This window comes from Variovorax sp. GW823-FHT02B07 (assembly GCF_058797695.1).
On sequence record NZ_JBXAJX010000001.1, the window covers coordinates 1,145,145 to 1,163,333 of the forward strand.

Here is an 18,189-nt window from a genome sequence, read left to right on the forward strand (position 1 = left end):
GCGCATCTTTCTCTTTCGCTGTCCGTGACCCCATGACTGACCAACGAGATTCCTCTTTTCTTTCTTCTTCCGTGCCGCGTCGCCGTGATGCGCTGCGCCTGCTGTCTGCTGCAGCGCTTGGCGCGGGCGCATGGCCCGCGTTCGCACAGGACAGCAAGCGGCTGCCACGGCTGGTCACGGTCAGCGGTGCGATCACCGAGGTGGTCTATGCGCTTGGCGCCGAAGGCCAGCTGGTCGGCACCGACACCACCAGTCTGTTCCCCGCTGCTGCGCGCGCCACGCCCAAGGTGGGCTACATGCGCCAGCTGTCGGCCGAGGGGCTGCTGTCGCTGAAGCCTGACGCGATCATCGCGACCAATGAGTCGGGCCCGACTGTCGTGCTCGACCAGATCCGCACGGCCGGCGTCAAGGTCGAGATCATCGAGGCCGACCACAGCTGGGGCGAGGTGCAGCGCAAGGTGCAGGCCGTGGGCCGCGCAGCTGCCAAGGAGGTGCAGGCGCGCGAACTGCAGGCCCGGCTCGATGCCGAATGGGCACAGGTGCTGCAGCGCATCGGCGGCGCGAAGGGGCGCAAGCCGAAGGTGCTGTTCGTGCTGTCGCACAGTGCGAGCCCGCAGGTGTCCGGCGAGAAGACCGCGGCGCATGCGGTGATCGGCTTTGCGGGTGGCGTGAATGCGCTGGGCGGCTTCCACGGTTATCGGCCGATGACCGCCGAGGCCATGGCCAGTGCGGCGCCCGACATCATCCTCACGAGCACGCAGAGCATCGAGGCGCACGGCGGCGTCGACAAGTTCTGGGAGCGGCCCGAACTGGCGCTGACGCCGGCTTACAAGAAGCGCGCGCTCATCACGCAGGACGCCTTGCTGCTGCTGGGCTTTGGCCCACGCCTGCCGGCCGCCATCGGCGAACTGCACGACAAGTTCCGGGCCGCGCTCGCATGAGCCAGCGCTTGGGGGCGCGTGCCGTGCTGGGCGGCAGCGCGGTGCTGCTCGCCGCAGCCTTCGCTATGGGCGCCGTGTCGGGTGCCTACGCCATCAGTCTTTCGCAGCTGTGGAACGTGCTGACCTCGCTGGGGCAGGGTGCAAGCGGCCAGTCGCCCGAGCACCTCGTGTTCCTCAACATCCGCTTGCCGCGCCTGGTTCTCGGCGTGGCGGCGGGTGCGGGACTCGGCATGGCGGGCACGCTGATGCAGGGGCTGTTCCGCAATCCGCTGGCCGACCCGGGGCTGATCGGCATCAGCAGCGGCGCGGCGCTGGCGGCCGGCATCACCATCGTGCTGGGCGCCTCGTTCTGGCCGATGCTGCCGCGCACGCTCGGCAGCTGGACGCTGGTGCTCATGGCTTTCGGCGGTGGCTTCGTCGTGACCTTGCTGATCTACGGTCTGTCGCGCAGCGAAGGCGGCACGCGCATGGCGCTGATGCTGCTGGCGGGCATCGCGATCAACGCGCTGGCCGGCGCCGGCCTCGGCCTCTTGAGCGTGATGGCGACCGACGAGCAGCTGCGCAGCCTGCAGTTCTGGCTGCTGGGCAGCCTGGGCGGCGCGCGCTGGAGCGCGGTCATCCTGGTGGGTGTGGCGGTGTTGCTCTCGTGCTGGGCCGCAGCATCGCTCGCTTCGCCCCTGAACGCCATCGCGCTCGGCGAGGCGCAGGCGGCGCTGCTCGGCGTGGACGTGGAACGCACCAAGCGACGTGCCGTGGTCATCACCGCGGTGGCGGTGGGCGCGGTGACGGCCACGACTGGGATCATCGGTTTCATCGGCCTGATCGCGCCGCATTGGGTGCGCATGGTGGCCGGGCCCGACCACCGCATCGTGCTGCCGGCCTCGGCGCTGCTGGGCGCGGCACTGGTGCTCGCGGCCGACACGGTGGCGCGCACGGTGATGGCGCCGGCCGAGCTGCCGCTGGGCGTGCTCACGGCCTTCATCGGCGTGCCGATGTTCCTCTTGATGCTGCGGCACTTCAGGGGGCGCATATGACGGCGGCGAAGGGACACGGAGCGCTGGCGTGCGCCGCTGTCGAGGTGCGCATCGGCGCGAAGACGCTGTTGGCGAATGCATCGGTCGAACTGGCGCCGGGCCGCGTGACCGCGATCCTCGGCCCGAACGGCGCGGGCAAGTCGACGCTGCTGTCGGTGCTGGCCGGCCAGCGCGAGCCGACGCAGGGCAGGGCGATGCTCGACGGCCGGCCACTGTCAGACCACGGCATGCCCACGCTGGCATTGCGCCGGGCCCTGATGCCGCAGGAAAGCGCGGTCGCCTTCGACTTCACGGCGCAGGACATCGTCGCGCTCGGCCGCTACCCGCACCGCCGCGCACCGACCCGCGACGAGGACGCGATCATGGCCGAGGCGATGGCCCTGACCGACGTCACGGCGCTGGCGCCGCGCATCCTCAACACGCTGTCGGGCGGCGAGAAGGCGCGGGTCCACCTGGCGCGGGCGCTGGCCCAGCTCTGGCATCCGCGCCCCGATGGCGCGAGCCGCTGGCTGCTGCTCGACGAGCCGACCGCCGCGCTCGACCTCGCGCACCAGCATTCGGCGATGCGCCTGCTGCGCGCCTGGGCGGCGCGGGGCGTGGGTGTGGTGGCCGTGCTGCACGACCTGAACCTGGCGCGGCGCTATGCCGATGAGGTCGTGGTGCTGGGTGCGCCCGGCGGCCTGCGCCAGGGGGCGACCGCCGAGGTGCTGCAGCCCGCGCTGATCGAGGCCGTCTGGCGCATGCCCTGCCAGCCGGTGGCCGGCGCGGACGGCGTCACGCAGTATCTGTTCGGATAGCGCGACGGGCGGGTGGTGTTTGCTCCTGAAAAGATAGCAAATCAGTAGACCAGCCGCTCCGGCCGCAGCTCCTGCAGGATCGTGGTGGCGATTTCCTCGATCGACTTGGTGGTCGTCGAGAGCCAGCGGATGCCGGCGCGCCGCATCATGGCCTCGGCCTCGCTGATTTCGTGGCGGCAGTTCTCCAGGCTGGCGTAGCGCGAATTGGGCCGGCGCTCGTTGCGGATCTCGCTCAGCCGCTCGGGCTGGATCGTCAGGCCGAAGATCTTCTTGCGGTGCGGGCTCAGCGCCGGCGGGAGCTGGCGGCGGTCGAAATCTTCGGGAATCAGCGGGTAATTGGCCGCCTTCAGGCCGTGCTGCATCGCCAGGTAGAGCGAAGTGGGCGTCTTGCCGCTGCGGCTCACGCCGACCAGGATCACGTCGGCGCCTTCCAGGTCGCGGTGGCTCTGGCCGTCGTCGTGCTGCAGGCTGAAGTCGATGGCCGCGATACGGTCGTTGTAGGCCTTGCTCTTGCTGACATCACTGAAGCGGCCGATGCGGTGGTTCGACTTCATGGCCAGCTCGATCTCGAGCGGCCGCACGAAGGTGCCGAACATGTCCAGCAGCATGCCCCTGCAGCCGGTTTCGATCACGCCCAGCACGTCCATGTTGGCCAGCGTGGTGAAGACGATGGGGCGCACGCCCTCGACTTCGGCCGTGTGGTTGATCTGCCGCACCGCCTGGTGCGCCTTGTCGACCGTGTCGGTGAACGGCAGCCGCACGTGGCGCGGCTTCATCTCGAACTGGGCCAGAACGGCATTGCCGAAGGTTTCGGCGGTGATGCCGGTGCCGTCGGAGACGAAGAAAACGGTGCGTGTATGCATGGTGTTGCTTTTGCGGCGGAGTCCTGCGGCGCGCGCGACCTGCCACGCCTACAATCCGGGCCATTATCGGGAATCCGCTTTCCCAACCCCCTCGAATTCTTTCCATGCACACCGCGACCGCACCCAAAGCAACGACAACGATCGTGCTGCGCCGTCTGCATGCAGCGCCGGTTTCAACTTCTGGAGCTTCCCCATGTCTGCACTTTTCGAGGCGACCGCACTGGTCGTGCCATTTGAAAACCTGAGGATGACCGACGTCGAGTCGGTTGGCGGCAAGAACGCCAGCCTCGGCGAAATGATCTCGCAGCTGCCACAGGGCGTGCGCGTGCCGACCGGTTTTGCGACCACGGCCCACGCGTTCCGCCAGTTCCTGGCGCACGACGGCCTGGCCGACAAGATCAGCAAGCGCCTGGCCGCGCTGGACACCGAAGACGTGCGTGCCCTGGCCGCGGCCGGCGCTGAAATCCGCGCCATGGTCGAGGCCCAGCCGTTCCCGGCCGACCTGCAAAAAGCCATCGGCGAGGCCTTTGCCACGCTGAGCGCCGGCAACCCCGCCGCCTCGTTCGCCGTGCGCTCCTCGGCCACCGCTGAAGACCTGCCCGACGCTTCGTTCGCCGGTCAGCAGGAAACCTTCCTGAACGTGGTCGGCATCGACGATGTGCTGCACAAGATGAAGGAGGTGTTCGCCTCCCTGTACAACGACCGCGCCATCAGCTACCGCGTGCACAAGGGCTTCGAGCACGACGTGGTCGCGCTGTCGGCCGGCGTGCAGCGCATGGTGCGTTCCGACCTCGGCGCCGCCGGCGTGATGTTCACCATCGACACCGAGTCCGGCTTCGACCAGGTCGTGTTCATCACCTCCAGCTACGGCCTGGGCGAGACGGTGGTGCAGGGCTCGGTGAATCCCGACGAGTTCTACGTGCACAAGCCGACCCTCAAGGCCGGCAAGAAGGCCGTCATCCGCCGCAACCTCGGCTCCAAGCTGATCCAGATGGAGTTCGCCACGCCCGAAGAGAAGAAGGCGAGCGGCAAGCTGGTCAAGACCACCGACGTCAAGGCCGAGCAGCGCAACCGCTACTCGCTGAGCGACGCCGACGTCGAGCAGCTGGCCCGCTACGCGCTGGTGATCGAAGAGCACTACGGCCGCCCGATGGACATCGAGTGGGGCAAGGACGGCACCGACGGCCACCTCTACATCCTGCAGGCGCGTCCCGAAACGGTGAAGAGCCAGCAGCAGGGCAAGGCCGAGCAGCGCTACAAGCTGCTGGGCAAGGGCGCCGTGCTGGCCGAAGGCCGTGCCATCGGCCAGAAGATCGGCACCGGTGCCGTGCGCATCGTGCACAACATCAGCGAGATGGACCAGGTGCAGGCCGGCGACGTGCTCGTCACCGACATGACCGACCCCAACTGGGAACCGGTGATGAAGCGCGCTGCTGCCATCGTCACCAACCGCGGCGGTCGCACCTGCCACGCGGCCATCATCGCGCGCGAACTCGGCATTCCGGCCGTGGTCGGCTGCGGCGACGCCACCGACTTGCTCAAGGACGGCACGCTCGTCACCGTGAGCTGCGCCGAGGGCGACACCGGCTTCATCTACGACGGCCTGCTCGAGACCGAAGTGACCGAGGTGCAGCGCGGCGTGATGCCCGAAATCGATCTGAAGATCATGATGAACGTGGGCAACCCCCAGCTCGCCTTCGACTTCGCGCAGCTGCCGAACCACGGCGTGGGCCTGGCCCGCCTGGAGTTCATCATCAACAACAACATCGGCGTGCACCCGAAGGCGATCCTCGACTACCCGAACGTCGACAACGACCTGAAGAAGGCCGTCGAGTCGGTGGCCCGTGGTCATGCCTCGCCGCGCGCGTTCTATGTCGACAAGGTGACCGAAGGCGTTGCGACGATCGCCGCCGCGTTCTGGCCCAAGCCCGTCATCGTGCGTCTCTCGGACTTCAAGTCGAACGAGTACCGCAAGCTGATCGGCGGCAGCCGTTACGAGCCGGAAGAAGAAAACCCGATGCTGGGTTTCCGCGGCGCGGCGCGCTACCTGAGCGCCGACTTCGGCGAGGCCTTTGCCATGGAGTGCGAGGCGCTCAAGCGCGTGCGCAACGACATGGGCCTGACCAACGTGCAGATCATGGTGCCCTTCGTGCGCACGCTGGGCCAGGCCGAGCGCGTGACTACGTTGCTGGGCGAGCACGGCCTCAAGCGCGGCGAGAACGCGCTCAAGCTGATCATGATGTGCGAGGTGCCGAGCAATGCGGTGCTGCCGGAAGAGTTCCTGAAGTTCTTCGACGGCTTCTCGATCGGTTCGAACGACCTGACCCAGCTCACGCTGGGCCTGGACCGCGACTCCGGCCTGGAGCTGCTGGCGGCCGACTTCGACGAGCGCGACCCGGCCATCAAGGCGCTGCTGAGCCGCGTCATCAAGGCCTGCAAGGCCGAAGGCAAGTACGTCGGCATCTGCGGCCAGGGCCCCAGCGACCACCCCGACTTCGCGCTGTGGCTGGCGGAGCAGGGCATCGAATCGATCTCGCTGAACCCGGACAGCGTGATCGACACCTGGCAGCAGCTGGCCCAGCGAGGCTGAGCCAGCGCGCGGCGGGCATACCCCGCCACGTGATGCCGCGCGGCGAATGGCGGAAATCCCCATGGGGGATTCCCCCGTGCCCGCTCGTGCAAATGAAACAAAGTGCGTTTCCGGTGTCAGACTCGTGACATTCGCAGGCGGCGCAATCCGGCTGCCTGCCTGAGGTGATGCGGGCCCGTCAGGGCCTGTGTCAGCACTTCGCCGGAGACCCCCATGATTCTTGTCAAGACGGAAGCCGGACAACAGGTCCTCAAGGACCGTTCGGTGCCGTTGACGCCGCGCCAGCGCTCGGCCTTCATCCAGTTCGACGGCAAGCGCTCGATCGACGACGTGCTGGCCTCGGGCCTGGGCATCGGGCGCGAGGAGGTCGATCAGATGGTCGCACTGGGCCTGCTGGCGCCCCTGGCCGGCCAGCCGCCAGCCGTGGCGCCCGCAGTTTCGGCAGCCCCGGCGCCTGCTGCACCTTCCGGTCGCAGCCGCCAGCAGCGCTACAAGGACGCGTACCCCATCGCCACCCAGCTGACCGGCAGCCTGGGCCTGATGGGCTTCCGACTCAACCTCCAGGTCGAAGGCACGAGCAGCTACGAAGACCTCCTGGCACTGGCACCCAAGATCCGCGCCGCCGTGGGCGCGGAGAAGGCCGCCGCCCTCGACAAGGCCCTCAACGACTGAGGTGCCTTGCCGGATCGCGCAACACAGGGCTATAATCGCCGGCTTTGCCTTGCCATACCGCGCCCGACGCTGCGGGTGGCTTTTCCTCTTCCACGGAAGAATCCACAAGGAGTGCCATGCGTCACTACGAAATCATCTTGCTCATCCACCCGGATCAGAGCGAACAAGTTCCGGCCATGCTGGAGCGTTACAAGGGCCTGATCACGGCCGGCGGCGGCAAGGTCCACCGCGTTGAAGACTGGGGCCGCCGTCAGCTGGCCTACCAGATCAACAAGCTTAACAAGGCCCACTACCTGTGCGTCAACATCGAAGCTGAACAAGCCGTGATGGGTGAACTGGAACACGCGTTCAAGTTCAACGATGCCGTGCTGCGTCACCTGACCGTTCAGAAGAAGAAGGCCGACACCGGTCCTTCGTCGATGATGAAGACGGTCGAGCGCGAAGAGGCCCGCAAGGCCCAGCAGGCCGAATACGCCGCCAACAACAACTGATGGCGTGACGGCTGCCGCTGCGGCGACCGGGGTCAACCAGCTTCTGCTGACCGCCTCTGTCGCCGAACTCGGAACCCTGCGATACACGCCAGCCGGCCTGCCCGCCCTCGATCTGAAGCTCGACCATGAGTCGACGCTCCAGGAGGCGGGAAAGCCCCGGCAGGTGAAGACGGCCCTCAAGGCCGTTGCGTTCGGCGCCATCGCCGAGCGGCTCGCAGCGCAGTCGATGGGAAGTCTCTGGCGATTCCAGGGGTTTCTCGCGACACCGGGCAACGGCAAGCATCCGGTCCTGCACATCCAGGATTTTCAGCAAGATTAATTTTCGACAAGAGGTCCCCCAATGGCCACGTTCAAGAAATTCAACAAAGACAAGCGCCCGAAGCGCAACACCCAGTCGCTGCTGTTCAAGCGCAAGCGCTTCTGCCGTTTCACCGTCGCTGGCGTCGAAGAAATCGACTACAAGGACATCGACACGCTGCGTGACTTCATCAGCGAAAACGGCAAGATCATCCCCGCACGCCTGACCGGCACGCGCGCGATCTACCAGCGTCAGCTGAACACCGCCATCAAGCGCGCGCGCTTCCTGGCCATGGTGCCGTACAGCGACCAGCACCGCGTCTAAGAAGGAGCACACACCATGCAAATCATTCTTCTGGACAAGGTTCTGAACGTCGGCGGCCTGGGCGACATCGTCAAGGTCAAGGACGGCTACGCACGCAACTTCCTGATCCCCTCGGGCCGCGCCCGTCGCGCCACCGCTGCCAACAAGGCCGAATTCGAAGCCAAGCGCGTCGAACTCGAAAAGGCTGCAGCCGCCAAGCTGGCCGAGTCGCAAGCCCAGGGCGAGAAGCTCGCCGGCTCGACCGTCAAGCTGACCCAAAAGGCTGGCGTGGACGGCCGTCTGTTCGGTTCGGTCACCAACGGCGACATCGCCGAAGAGCTGAACAAGCAGGGCTACAAGGTTGCCAAGTCGCAAGTGCGTCTGCCCAACGGCCCGATCAAGGTCGTTGGCGACAACACCGTGAGCGTCTCGCTGCACACCGACGTGGTCGTCGAGATCACCGTCACGGTCTACGGCGAAACCGCCTGATCGTTCGCAGCGCCCCGTGCGCTGACGCAAGAAAGCCGCCTTCGGGCGGCTTTTTCTTTTCTGCGCGTGGGTTGTCCAGCTCGCTGCACCGGAAGTTCACCGTTTATTAACAACCTTGTCCACACGCGGCGCGTCCTGCGCGGCTTAGCATGCAGGGTTGCAAGGGAAGTCCATGTCCGCTGTTTTCTCCTATGCCGACAATGATTCGTCGGCCGACCGCCAGATCGCGCAATTGCGCATTCCGCCTCATTCCATCGAGGCCGAATCCAGTGTGCTGGGGGGCTTGCTGCTGGACAACGGCGCCTGGGACCGCATGGGCGACCTGCTGGTCGACGGCGACTTCTACCGCCATGAGCACAAGCTGATCTACGCGGCCATCGGCGGGCTGATCAATGCCAGCAAGCCGGCCGACGTGATCACGGTCTTCGAGCAGCTGCAGAACCTCGGCAAGGCCGACGACATCGGCGGGCTGGTCTACCTGAACTCGCTCGCGCAGTACGTGCCGAGCGCGAGCAACATCCGGCGCTACGCCGAGATCGTGCGCGAGCGCTCGATCCTGCGCAAGCTCGTGACCGCCGCCGACGAGATCGCCACCAACGCCTTCAATCCGCAGGGCAAGCCGGTCGACAAGATCCTGGACGAAGCCGAGCAGAAGATCTTCAACATCGGCGAAGAAGGCACGCGGATGAAGCAGGGCTTCCAGAGCATGGATTCCCTGGTGGTCGAGCTGCTCGATCGCGTGACCGAGATGGCCGAGAACCCGAATGACATCACGGGCGTGCGCACGGGTTTCAACGACTTCGACAAGATGACCTCGGGCCTGCAGCCGGGCGACATGATCGTGCTGGCCGCGCGTCCGTCGATGGGCAAGACCTCGCTGGCGATCAACATCGCCGAGCACGTGGCGCTCGAAGAGGGGCTGCCGGTGGCGGTGTTCTCGATGGAAATGGGCGCCGCCCAGCTGGCGGTGCGTATCGTGGGTTCCATCGGCCGCATCGACCAGGGCCACCTGCGCACCGGCAAGCTCAGCGACGAGGAGTGGCCGCGCCTGACAGAGGCCATCGAGAAGCTGCGCACGGTGTCGCTGCACATCGACGAGACGCCGGGCCTCTCGTCCAGCGAACTGCGCGCCAACGCGCGCCGGCTGGCGCGCCAGTACGGGCGCCTGGGCCTGATCGTGGTCGACTACCTGCAGCTCATGTCCACCAGCAGCTCGGGCGACGAGAACCGCGCCACGGCCGTGGGCGAAATCTCGCGCGGCCTGAAGATGCTGGCCAAGGAACTGAAGTGCCCGGTGATCGCGCTGTCGCAGCTCAGCCGCGGCGTGGAAGCGCGTACCGACAAGCGTCCCATGATGAGCGACTTGCGTGAATCCGGCGCCATCGAGCAGGACGCGGACATCATCATGTTCATCTACCGCGACGACTACTACAACAAGGAGTCGAAGGAGCCGGGCGTGGCCGAGGTGATCATCAGCAAGCACCGGAACGGCCCGACCGGCACGGTGAAGCTGGCCTTCCTGAAGCCGATCACCAAGTTCGAGAACCTCGTCGGCTACAGCAACAACGACGAGTACTGACCGCAGGGCAGTTCGTCAGCCGGCATCGCTGCCGGGTTCGGATGCCGAGGCGGGCGGCTTCTGCTCCCACACCTTGTGGCGCTGCGCCTCGGCCTTCACCTGCCGCAGCAGGTCGGCCAGTGTCTTGCCCGGCTCGTCCTGGAAGCGCGTGGTGAGCACCTCCACCGCCTCCATGCGGTCGACCCGGAAGCCGCGGAAATCGTTGCGCAGTTCGCACCACGTCGAGAGCGTCCAGACCTTGCCCCAATAGAAGCAGCCCAGCGGCCGCACGGTGCGCTCGCTGGCGTCGCCCGAGACGTCGCGGTAGTGCAGGCGCAGCTTCTGATGTGCCTGCACGGCCTCGCGCAGCGTCTGCAGCCGCGTGCGCAGGGCGTCGTCGAGACCGAGTGCGGGCGCATACAGCGCCAGCGCCTCCGCCGACACGCGCGCCGCCGGTGGCAGCACCGACAGGATCTTGCCCAGGCCCGTCTCGATGTTGCGCGCCATCGCCGGGTCGACCCAGCTCTGGGTCATGCGTGCGGCGGCCACGAGCGCCGATGCCTCGTCCTGCGTGAACATCAGCGGCGGCAGCTCGAAGCCCGCGCCGAGCCGGTAGCCGACGCCGGCCTCGCCCTCGATCGGCACGCCCTGGTGCTGCAGGTCGGCCACGTCGCGGTACACCGTGCGCTCCGACACCTCCAGGCGCTGTGCCAGGAAGGCGGCCGTGGTGAGGCGGCGGCCGCGGATGAGCTGCACGAGCTGGAAGAGGCGGTCGGCGCGGCGCATCAACGCGTTCCGACGAGCTTCCTGGCGAAGTCCTCGACAAAGTAGCGCTTGCCGCGCTGGACCACCGTGTGGCCTTCGGCCTCGAGGCGCGACATCTGGGCCTCGATGCCGCCCGGGTACTTGGGGTTGAGTTCGCCGCCGATCTTGAGTGTGCGCCAGTACGGTGTGCCTGGCGTGCGACCGGCGCCCGTCGTCATGGCTTCCTCGGTGGCGTGGGCCACCATGTGGGCGAAGATCGCCGTGGTCACGGTGCAGCCGATGGTGGCCTGGTGGCGCGCCGCGATGTCTTCGCCGATGCCGAGCACGGTCGCGAGGCGGCCTTCGGGCACGCCGCGCATGGCCTCCTCGACTTCAGCGGGCGAGGGCGTGGCGATGGTGCCCTCGCCATGCCGCGCGCGCATGGCCGGGGGAATGGCCTTCACGTTCGGCAGGTTCGGGTAGCCGGCCAGCCTGTCGCGCCAGCCCTTGCGTGTGCTCATGAGACTCCGATATGGATCGCCACTGCGTCCGGCCCCTCGTAGGCTTCGAAATCGCTGCGGTAGCGGCGCACGATTTCCGGGTGCGCCTCGAAATACTGCCAGATGCGCTGCCAGGTGGCGATCACCATCTGCGGCATCTCGCCGCGGCCTGTGAACACGAGGTAGTCGCCGGCTTCGATGGCGACGCTGTTGGCGCCATCCGAGACGGCGACGCCGGCCGTCATGTCGAAGGCGCCGTGCGCGTCCGATTCGTAGGCGGAGTAGACGCTGAAGATGCGCGTGTCGCTGGTGCGGTGCGGCGTCGACTCGTAGGTCTGTTCGCCGAAGAAGCGGTTCCACAGCGCGCCGATGCGTGCGGTGGCGGGGTCGATCTCTTCGCGGTTGGTGGTGCGTACCGTGAGGCCGCAGACGCGGAAGGCGTCGTGGTGTTGGCGGATGGGGTCCATGCGTTGTTTCTCCGGAAGTGGCGGATGAGGAGGGCGAAAGCGCTCAAAACAGGAGCGCCTTCGGTTCGGCCTTCATCGTCTGCGCGATCAGTTTCATGTCGATGTCGGTGATGTCGAACAGGCCGAAGCGGAACTTGTAGCCCCATTGCTTCGGGGTTTCGATGAAGGCGAGGCGTTCGATCAGTGGGGCGATGGGCGCCTCGTGCGCGGCGACGTAGGCCACGTCGCGACGCCACGGGACGAAGCCGTTGCCCATGTCGAACTCGTAGGGATCGCCCGACTGCACGATGCCCAGCGCCACGAAGCTCTGCAGCTTGTCCGTGCCGCCGAACACCGTGGCCGGTGCGTAGTAGGCCACGCGGTCGCCTGCCGCCACGCGCTTGAGCGGCGCGAGCTTGCCGTGGCCCACCTGCATGAACCCGAGCGGCCGGTGGTCCCGGCCGCGCCGGGCGTGCTCGGCACTGGCGACCGCAATCCAGTTGCGTTGTGCCATGGTGTCTCAGGCGGGGGCGTGCAGGCCGACTTCGTTGCCTTCGGTGTCGCGCAGGTGGGCGATGAAGCCCATGCCCGGCGGCAGCGCCGACTTGGGGGCCACGATCTGCCCGCCGGCCGCTTCGACGCGCGAGAGCACGGCATCGATGCTGGGCATGCAGTCGAGGTACACGCGGATGCCGCTGCCCGCCTGCGCACTGGTGTTGGCGCCGGGCTTCAGCGCGCCGCCGGTGGCGGGGTCATCGTAGGGAAACACGGCCAGGGGGTTGCCGCCGAAGTCTTCGCGGCGCAGCTTGCGCGCGAGCACGGTTTCGTAGAAGGCCTGGGCGCGGTCCAGGTTGGCGACCGGAATCTCGAACCAGGTGATGGCATGGGTGGTCATGAAGTGCTCTCTTTCGTTCGTTGCGTTGGAAGGAGCCTGGATGGTGCGAGCCGCCTCCTGACAACGTCTTGTCAGTAGCCTGTCATGGCGGGCGAAAAAAAGCCCGCGATGCTCTGGGAGCATGCGCGGGCTTGTGTCGGCCGGAGCCGATGAATTTAGAGCACGTCGCTTGCGAAGTCGGCCAGGCGCGAGCGTTCGCCGCGCGCCAGTGTGATGTGCCCGCCGTGCGGCCAGCCCTTGAACTTGTCGACCGCGAAGGTCAAGCCCGACGAGCCTTCGGTGAGGTAGGGCGTGTCGATCTGCGCGAGGTTGCCCATGCAGATGATCTTCGTGCCGGGGCCGGCGCGGGTGATCAGTGTCTTCATCTGCTTGGGCGTGAGGTTCTGCGCCTCGTCGATGATCACGTACTTGTTCAGGAAGGTCCGGCCGCGCATGAAGTTCATGCTCTTGACCTTGATGCGGCTGCGGATCAGCTCGTTGGTGGCCGCGCGGCCCCACTCGCCGGCACCGCCGCCGTCGCCCTTGGCCAGGAATTCGAGGTTGTCGTCGAGTGCGCCCATCCAGGGGCCCATCTTTTCTTCCTCGGTGCCGGGCAGGAAGCCGATGTCTTCACCGACGCTCACGGTGGCGCGCGTCATGATGATCTCGGTGTAGCGCCGGTCGTCGAGCACCTGCGTGAGGCCGGAGGCCAGTGCCATGAGCGTTTTGCCGGTGCCGGCCGTGCCGGTCAGCGTGACGAAGTCGATCTCGGGGTCCATCAGCAGGTTCATCGCGAAGTTCTGCTCGCGGTTGCGCGTGTTCACGCCCCACACCGCGTTCTTGCCCGAGCTGTAGTCCTTGAGCGTCTTGAGCACCGCGGTCTTGTCGCGGATTTCGGTGACGCGTGCATACATGCTCGGCTCGCCGGGCGCCTCGAAGAAGACGAACTGGTTGATGTAGAGGTTGGGCACCAGCGGACCGCTGATCCGGTAGAAGGTGTTGCTGCCGCTTTGCCAGCTTTCGACCGTCTTGCTCTGGCGGGTCCAGAAGTCGGGCGGGAGCGCGAGCGAGCCGGCGTAGAGCAGGTCGCCGTCTTCCAGCGTCTTGTCGTTCTGGTAGTCGTCGGCGGCCAGGCCCAGCGCGCGCGCCTTGACGCGCATGTTGATGTCCTTGGACACCAGCACCACTTCCTGCTTCGGCTTGCCCGGACGGTCCTTGGCGTACTCGTCGCGCAGCGCGTGCACCACGCCCAGGATCTGGTTGTCGGCCTTGCCCTGGGGCAGGCTGATCGGCAGCGAGTAGTCGAGCGGGGCGGTCTGGAAGAAGAGGCGCCCGCCGGCTTCGCGGTGGCCGGTGGTGTCCAGCTTCAGGCCCTTGTCGATGTCGGCGTCCTGCGCGGCGGCCAGCGCGTCGAGCGTGCGGCTGGTCTGGCGGCCGTTGCGCGCGACTTCGGTCGTGCCCTTCTTGTGGCCGTCGAGCTCTTCCAGCACGATCATCGGCAGGAAGATGTCGTGTTCCTCGAAGCGGAACAGGCACATCGGGTCGTGCAGCAGCACGTTCGTGTCGAGCACGAACAGCTTGGCGGGACCGGTGGACTTGCGCTTGGGGCGTGCCGGGGCCTGCTGGGGCGCCGCGACGGGCGTGGCGGCGGCTGGGGCGGGCGTGGGCACGCGCGTCTCGACCTGCACCATCGCGGGTTGTTGTTGCTGCTGCGGTGCGCTCACCGGTGCCGACGTGGGCGCCGGGGCGGGTGCCGCCTTGGTTTTCGAGCGGCGTGCCGGACGCGCTGGGCGTGCAGTGGGCGCATCGCCGCCGCCTTCCGTGCCGAGGTTGTCGAACAGCTCCAGCGGCTGCGGTCCGCTCTTGGCGGGGGCGTCGTCGCGCGAATCGCCGGAACGGCGCGAGTTTCTGTGCGAGGGACGGGCGGGTGCGTCGATGGCATCCGGCGAGAGCAATGCGGCGCGTTTCGTGGGGGCGGGAGGCAATGGCATGGGTCAGGTCGCTCGCAAGGAAGAAAGAGGAGGGCCGGAAAACGAAAAAGCCGCCTGTAGACCCAGGCGGCTTCGTTCGGAGGATGCGGTCGTGGAGCTCAACGGCATGAGGCCATTATGCACACCGCAAAAGACGCACCAGAGGCTCTTTGCACACCGCGTGGGGCAATTCCCACGACTTGATGCAAAAGCGCACGCCCGGTGCCTTGCGGCGCGATCAGGCGGCCTTCTTGAGTGCCTTGACGGCCTTGAGGACGTCTTCGACATGGCCTGGAACCTTGAGCCCGCGCCATTCGGCCTTCAGGATGCCGTCGGCGCCGATCAGGAAAGTGCTGCGCTCGATGCCCTTGACCTTCTTGCCGTACATGATCTTGTTCTTGACCACGCCGAACATGTGGCACATTTTTTCTTCGGTGTCGGCGATGAGTTCGAAGGGGAGTTCGAGCTTGGCCTTGAATTCGTCGTGCGACTTCATGTTGTCGCGCGAGACGCCGAAGACCGTGGCACCGGCTTTTTCGAAGTCTTTGTAGTGGTCGCGGAACTGCATCGCTTCGGTCGTGCAACCCGGAGTGTTATCTTTCGGGTAAAAATACATGACCATGACGTGGCCGAGGTGCGAGGTGTTCGAAACCTTGATGCCGCCCGTGGCGTTGGCGTCGAATTCAGGAATGGGTTTGTTGACAACGATCGCCATGAAACTTGTTTTCTCCGTTAGATTCCGTTCTCCGAGCCCTCTCAGCCTTTTTCGGGCTTGCTCGATGAACGGAGGATTGGTCGTTGCTAACTTGGGGTAGCTGGCCGGTTCGCAACCCGGTATTTTACCTCGAAAACCCCTCTCTCAGCCACCCGCAGGGCTCTCGACGAGCAGGGCGGCGATGACGTGCCGGCCTTCGCCGGCCAGGATGTTGTAGGTGCGGCAGGCCGCCGGGGTGTCCATGGTCTCCACGCCGGTGCGTTGCGCCATCAGGGGCTGCAGCCATGCGGGTTGGGGAAATCGGATGCGGTTGCCGCTGCCGAAAATGACCAGTTCGGCGCCCAACGAGGCCAATTGCGCGAATTGTTCGGGCCCCAGCTGGTCGAAACGCGTGCAATCCCAGGCAAAGCGTTCGCCACGCGAACCCACGACCACGCTGCCCTCCACCTTTTCGTTGTTGATCGCGACCCAGCCGGGGCCGTGTGCGGTGAGGGTCTGAACGTCGGATTTGTCGGGCTGGAGCTTCATCGGGGCACTGGGAACTGTGGTCAAATTATAGGTTTTCCCTAGTGACACGAGGCCCGCAGGGGCCTTTGACCTTCGAGTAAACCCGCCCGGGAGGGCCCCTTTGAAGCAGCTCAAGAAATCGGCCAAGCTGGCCAACGTCCTCTATGACATCCGTGGCCCCATCATGGACGCCGCCAAGCAGATGGAGGAAGAAGGCCAGAAGATCATCAAGCTCAACATCGGCAACCTGGCCGTGTTCGGCTTCGATGCGCCTGAGGAGATCCAGCAGGACATGATCCGCAACCTGCCGACCTCGGCGGGCTATTCGGACAGCAAGGGCGTTTTCGCGGCGCGCAAGGCCGTGATGCACGAGACCCAGAAGCAGGGCATCGCGGGTGTCACGCTCGACGACATCTACCTGGGCAACGGCGCCAGCGAGCTGATCGCCATGTCCACCAACGCGCTGCTCAACGACGGCGACGAGTTGCTGCTGCCGGCCCCCGACTACCCGCTGTGGACCGCCTCCACGAGCCTGTCGGGCGGTACGCCGGTGCACTACCTGTGCGACGAGGACAACGGCTGGATGCCGAACCTGGCCGACATCCGCGCCAAGATCACGCCGCGCACCAAGGGCATCGTGGTCATCAACCCGAACAACCCGACCGGCGCGCTGTATTCCGACGAGCTGCTCAAGAGCCTCGTCGAGATCGCCCGCGAGCACGGCCTCGTGATCTTCGCCGACGAGGTCTACGACAAGGTGCTGTATGACGGCGTCAAGCACACGGCCATCGCCAGCCTGTCGACCGACGTGCTCACGCTGACCTTCAATTCGCTGTCCAAGAGCTACCGCTCGTGCGGCTACCGTGCCGGCTGGCTCGTGGTGTCGGGCGACAAGCGCAGCGCACGCGACTACATCGAGGGCCTGAACATGCTCTCGAACATGCGCCTGTGCGCCAACGTGCCGGGTCAATGGGCGATCCAGACGGCGCTCGGCGGCTACCAGAGCATCAACGACCTCGTGTGCGAAGGCGGGCGCCTGCGCCGCCAGCGCGACCTGGCCTACGAGCTGATCACCGCCATCCCGGGCGTGAGCTGCGTCAAGCCCAGCGCGGCGCTCTACATGTTTCCCAAGCTCGACCCCGCGGTCTATCCGATCGCGGACGACCGCCAGTTCTTCCTCGAGCTGCTGAAGGAAACCCGTGTGATGCTGGTGCAGGGCACCGGCTTCAACTGGGCCACGCCGGACCACTTCCGCATCGTGTTCCTGCCCCATGAAGACGACTTGCGCGAGGCCATCAACCGCATCGCCAAGTTCCTGGAGCAGTACCGGTTGCGTCGCAAGACGGGACCATGAAATCCGCCTGCGTCGCTGCCGCGCTGTTGCTGGGCGCACTGTCTGTCGGCGCGGCCGGGAAGAAAGAGCCGGTCTCGTTCTCGCACAACGATTGGGAACTGGTCTGCGACAACACGCTGACCTGCCGCGCCGCCGGCTACCAGGCGGACGGCGGGGAGCACCAGCAGGTGTCGATGTTGATCACCCGCGCGGCCGGGCCGAACACGGCCCTCGATATTCAGCTGCAGATCGGCGATGACGGCAGTGCCAAGGGGCCGCTGCGCTTCAAGGTCGGCAAGGCCGCGCTGTCCGGTCTCGACGCGGGAACCGCCAGCTTCGACCAGGGCCAGATTCGCGCCGTGCTGCCCGAGTTGCTCAAGAGCGACGACGCCACCGTCACGGCCAACGGCGGCAAGAAGTGGACGCTGTCGCTCGCCGGCCTCAACGCCGTGCTGCTGAAAATGGACGAAACGCAAGGCCGCGTCGGCACCCCGGGTGCGCTGGTGCGCAAGGGCGCCAAGCCCGAATCTTCCGTGCTGCCGCCGGTGCCCATGCCCGTCGTCCAGGTGGTCAAGCCGCCGAAGGCGCGACCTGGCGACGACGCGCTGGCCGCGCGCATCTTTCCATCGCTCGACCTCAAAGAAGCGCGCGAGCGGTGCAACAACCAGGACCAGGTCAACGCCAGGTCGGTGGAGGTTCACCGCCTGAGCGACCGCAAGGTGCTGCTGGCGCTGGGCTGCGGCGTGGGCGCGTACAACTACACCACGCTGCTCTGGACCGCCAACGACAAGCCGCCCTATGCGCCCGTGTCGCTCGAGGCGAGCGGCGAGTTCGACGAGAAAGATGCCAGCGTCACCTCTTCCATGAAGGGCCGCGGCATCGGCGATTGCTGGTCGAGCGAAACCTGGCACTTCAACGGCACGACCTTCGTGCGCACCGGTGCGAACGGCGACGGCATGTGCCGCGGCTTCGCGGGCGGCGCCTGGAGCCTGCCGCGCTACGTCAGCCGCCTCGTGGACGCCGCAGCACCGTCTCTCACCTCATCCAAACCATGAACGCGACCC

21 protein-coding genes are annotated in these 18,189 nt (G+C 66.5%); 12 read left to right on the forward strand and 9 right to left on the reverse strand.

What is annotated here, in order from left to right; translation table 11 throughout:
• Positions 1-32 precede the first annotated feature (32 nt).
• From AC1RGU_RS05365 to AC1RGU_RS05375, 3 genes are read left to right on the forward strand one after another with little or no spacing between them, the layout of a single operon-like run.
• Positions 33-941 carry a heme/hemin ABC transporter substrate-binding protein gene (locus tag AC1RGU_RS05365; protein ID WP_492695232.1) on the forward strand — a complete coding sequence of 303 codons (909 nt, stop codon included), beginning with the start codon at positions 33-35 and terminating at the stop codon, positions 939-941.
• Complete coding sequence (locus AC1RGU_RS05370) at positions 938-1,975, forward strand: FecCD family ABC transporter permease (protein ID WP_492695234.1); 1,038 nt, start codon at positions 938-940, stop codon at positions 1,973-1,975. The genes AC1RGU_RS05365 and AC1RGU_RS05370 overlap by 4 nt, the downstream gene beginning before the upstream one ends.
• Complete coding sequence (locus tag AC1RGU_RS05375; protein WP_492695236.1) at positions 1,972-2,772, forward strand: heme ABC transporter ATP-binding protein; 801 nt, start codon at positions 1,972-1,974, stop codon at positions 2,770-2,772. Before AC1RGU_RS05370 ends, AC1RGU_RS05375 begins: the two co-directional genes overlap by 4 nt.
• Positions 2,773-2,813: 41 nt before the next feature.
• Here the strand turns inward: AC1RGU_RS05375 and ppsR are convergent, their stop codons facing one another.
• Positions 2,814-3,635, reverse strand: coding sequence for a posphoenolpyruvate synthetase regulatory kinase/phosphorylase PpsR (ppsR, locus tag AC1RGU_RS05380; protein WP_492695238.1), 822 nt, complete (start codon positions 3,633-3,635; stop codon positions 2,814-2,816).
• 193 nt (positions 3,636-3,828) lie between these two features.
• On the opposite strand from ppsR, the gene ppsA reads away from it, so the two are divergent.
• The 7 genes from ppsA to dnaB all read left to right on the forward strand — a co-directional run bounded on the left by ppsA (position 3,829) and on the right by dnaB (position 10,057).
• Entirely contained in the window at positions 3,829-6,225 is a 2,397-nt protein-coding gene (gene ppsA, locus AC1RGU_RS05385; RefSeq protein WP_062473021.1) for a phosphoenolpyruvate synthase, read from the forward strand.
• A gap of 213 nt (positions 6,226-6,438) precedes the next feature.
• Positions 6,439-6,897: a hypothetical protein gene (locus AC1RGU_RS05390; protein WP_492695240.1), complete on the forward strand. Its 459-nt coding sequence runs from the start codon at positions 6,439-6,441 to the stop codon at positions 6,895-6,897.
• A gap of 116 nt (positions 6,898-7,013) precedes the next feature.
• Complete coding sequence (gene rpsF / locus AC1RGU_RS05395; protein ID WP_062473016.1) at positions 7,014-7,388, forward strand: 30S ribosomal protein S6; 375 nt, start codon at positions 7,014-7,016, stop codon at positions 7,386-7,388.
• Between the two features lie 4 nt (positions 7,389-7,392).
• A complete protein-coding gene (gene priB / locus AC1RGU_RS05400; RefSeq protein WP_062473014.1) occupies positions 7,393-7,707 on the forward strand; it encodes a primosomal replication protein N in 315 nt (104 codons plus the stop codon).
• 21 nt (positions 7,708-7,728) lie between these two features.
• Positions 7,729-8,010 carry a 30S ribosomal protein S18 gene (gene rpsR, locus AC1RGU_RS05405; protein ID WP_007830781.1) on the forward strand — a complete coding sequence of 94 codons (282 nt, stop codon included), beginning with the start codon at positions 7,729-7,731 and terminating at the stop codon, positions 8,008-8,010.
• A 15-nt stretch (positions 8,011-8,025) separates the two neighbouring features.
• On the forward strand, positions 8,026-8,478 hold the full coding sequence (rplI, locus tag AC1RGU_RS05410) for a 50S ribosomal protein L9 (protein ID WP_056583114.1): 453 nt from the start codon (positions 8,026-8,028) through the stop codon (positions 8,476-8,478).
• A 172-nt stretch (positions 8,479-8,650) separates the two neighbouring features.
• Complete coding sequence (gene dnaB, locus AC1RGU_RS05415) at positions 8,651-10,057, forward strand: replicative DNA helicase (RefSeq protein WP_062473012.1); 1,407 nt, start codon at positions 8,651-8,653, stop codon at positions 10,055-10,057.
• A gap of 15 nt (positions 10,058-10,072) precedes the next feature.
• Here the strand turns inward: dnaB and AC1RGU_RS05420 are convergent, their stop codons facing one another.
• From AC1RGU_RS05420 to AC1RGU_RS05455, 8 genes are all read right to left on the reverse strand, one after another.
• A complete protein-coding gene (locus AC1RGU_RS05420; RefSeq protein WP_492695242.1) occupies positions 10,073-10,822 on the reverse strand; it encodes a helix-turn-helix transcriptional regulator in 750 nt (249 codons plus the stop codon).
• Complete coding sequence (locus AC1RGU_RS05425; RefSeq protein ID WP_095744698.1) at positions 10,822-11,301, reverse strand: MGMT family protein; 480 nt, start codon at positions 11,299-11,301, stop codon at positions 10,822-10,824. The genes AC1RGU_RS05420 and AC1RGU_RS05425 overlap by 1 nt, the downstream gene beginning before the upstream one ends.
• On the reverse strand, positions 11,298-11,747 hold the full coding sequence (locus AC1RGU_RS05430) for a GyrI-like domain-containing protein (RefSeq protein WP_139706139.1): 450 nt from the start codon (positions 11,745-11,747) through the stop codon (positions 11,298-11,300). The genes AC1RGU_RS05425 and AC1RGU_RS05430 overlap by 4 nt, the downstream gene beginning before the upstream one ends.
• 43 nt (positions 11,748-11,790) lie before the next feature.
• Positions 11,791-12,240, reverse strand: a complete 450-nt coding sequence (locus AC1RGU_RS05435) for an EVE domain-containing protein (protein WP_062473004.1) — start codon at positions 12,238-12,240, stop codon at positions 11,791-11,793.
• 6 nt (positions 12,241-12,246) lie between these two features.
• On the reverse strand, positions 12,247-12,621 hold the full coding sequence (locus AC1RGU_RS05440) for a VOC family protein (protein ID WP_062473002.1): 375 nt from the start codon (positions 12,619-12,621) through the stop codon (positions 12,247-12,249).
• Between the two features lie 155 nt (positions 12,622-12,776).
• Positions 12,777-14,591, reverse strand: a complete 1,815-nt coding sequence (locus AC1RGU_RS05445) for a PhoH family protein (RefSeq protein ID WP_492695245.1) — start codon at positions 14,589-14,591, stop codon at positions 12,777-12,779.
• A 217-nt stretch (positions 14,592-14,808) separates the two neighbouring features.
• On the reverse strand, positions 14,809-15,285 hold the full coding sequence (locus AC1RGU_RS05450; RefSeq protein ID WP_062472998.1) for a peroxiredoxin: 477 nt from the start codon (positions 15,283-15,285) through the stop codon (positions 14,809-14,811).
• A gap of 144 nt (positions 15,286-15,429) precedes the next feature.
• Positions 15,430-15,813: an Mth938-like domain-containing protein gene (locus AC1RGU_RS05455; protein WP_062472996.1), complete on the reverse strand. Its 384-nt coding sequence runs from the start codon at positions 15,811-15,813 to the stop codon at positions 15,430-15,432.
• A gap of 100 nt (positions 15,814-15,913) precedes the next feature.
• Between AC1RGU_RS05455 and AC1RGU_RS05460 the strand changes: the two genes are divergently transcribed.
• Complete coding sequence (locus AC1RGU_RS05460) at positions 15,914-17,146, forward strand: pyridoxal phosphate-dependent aminotransferase (protein ID WP_062472994.1); 1,233 nt, start codon at positions 15,914-15,916, stop codon at positions 17,144-17,146.
• Positions 17,143-18,180 carry a DUF1176 domain-containing protein gene (locus AC1RGU_RS05465; protein ID WP_492695247.1) on the forward strand — a complete coding sequence of 346 codons (1,038 nt, stop codon included), beginning with the start codon at positions 17,143-17,145 and terminating at the stop codon, positions 18,178-18,180. Before AC1RGU_RS05460 ends, AC1RGU_RS05465 begins: the two co-directional genes overlap by 4 nt.
• Positions 18,181-18,189 lie beyond the last annotated feature (9 nt).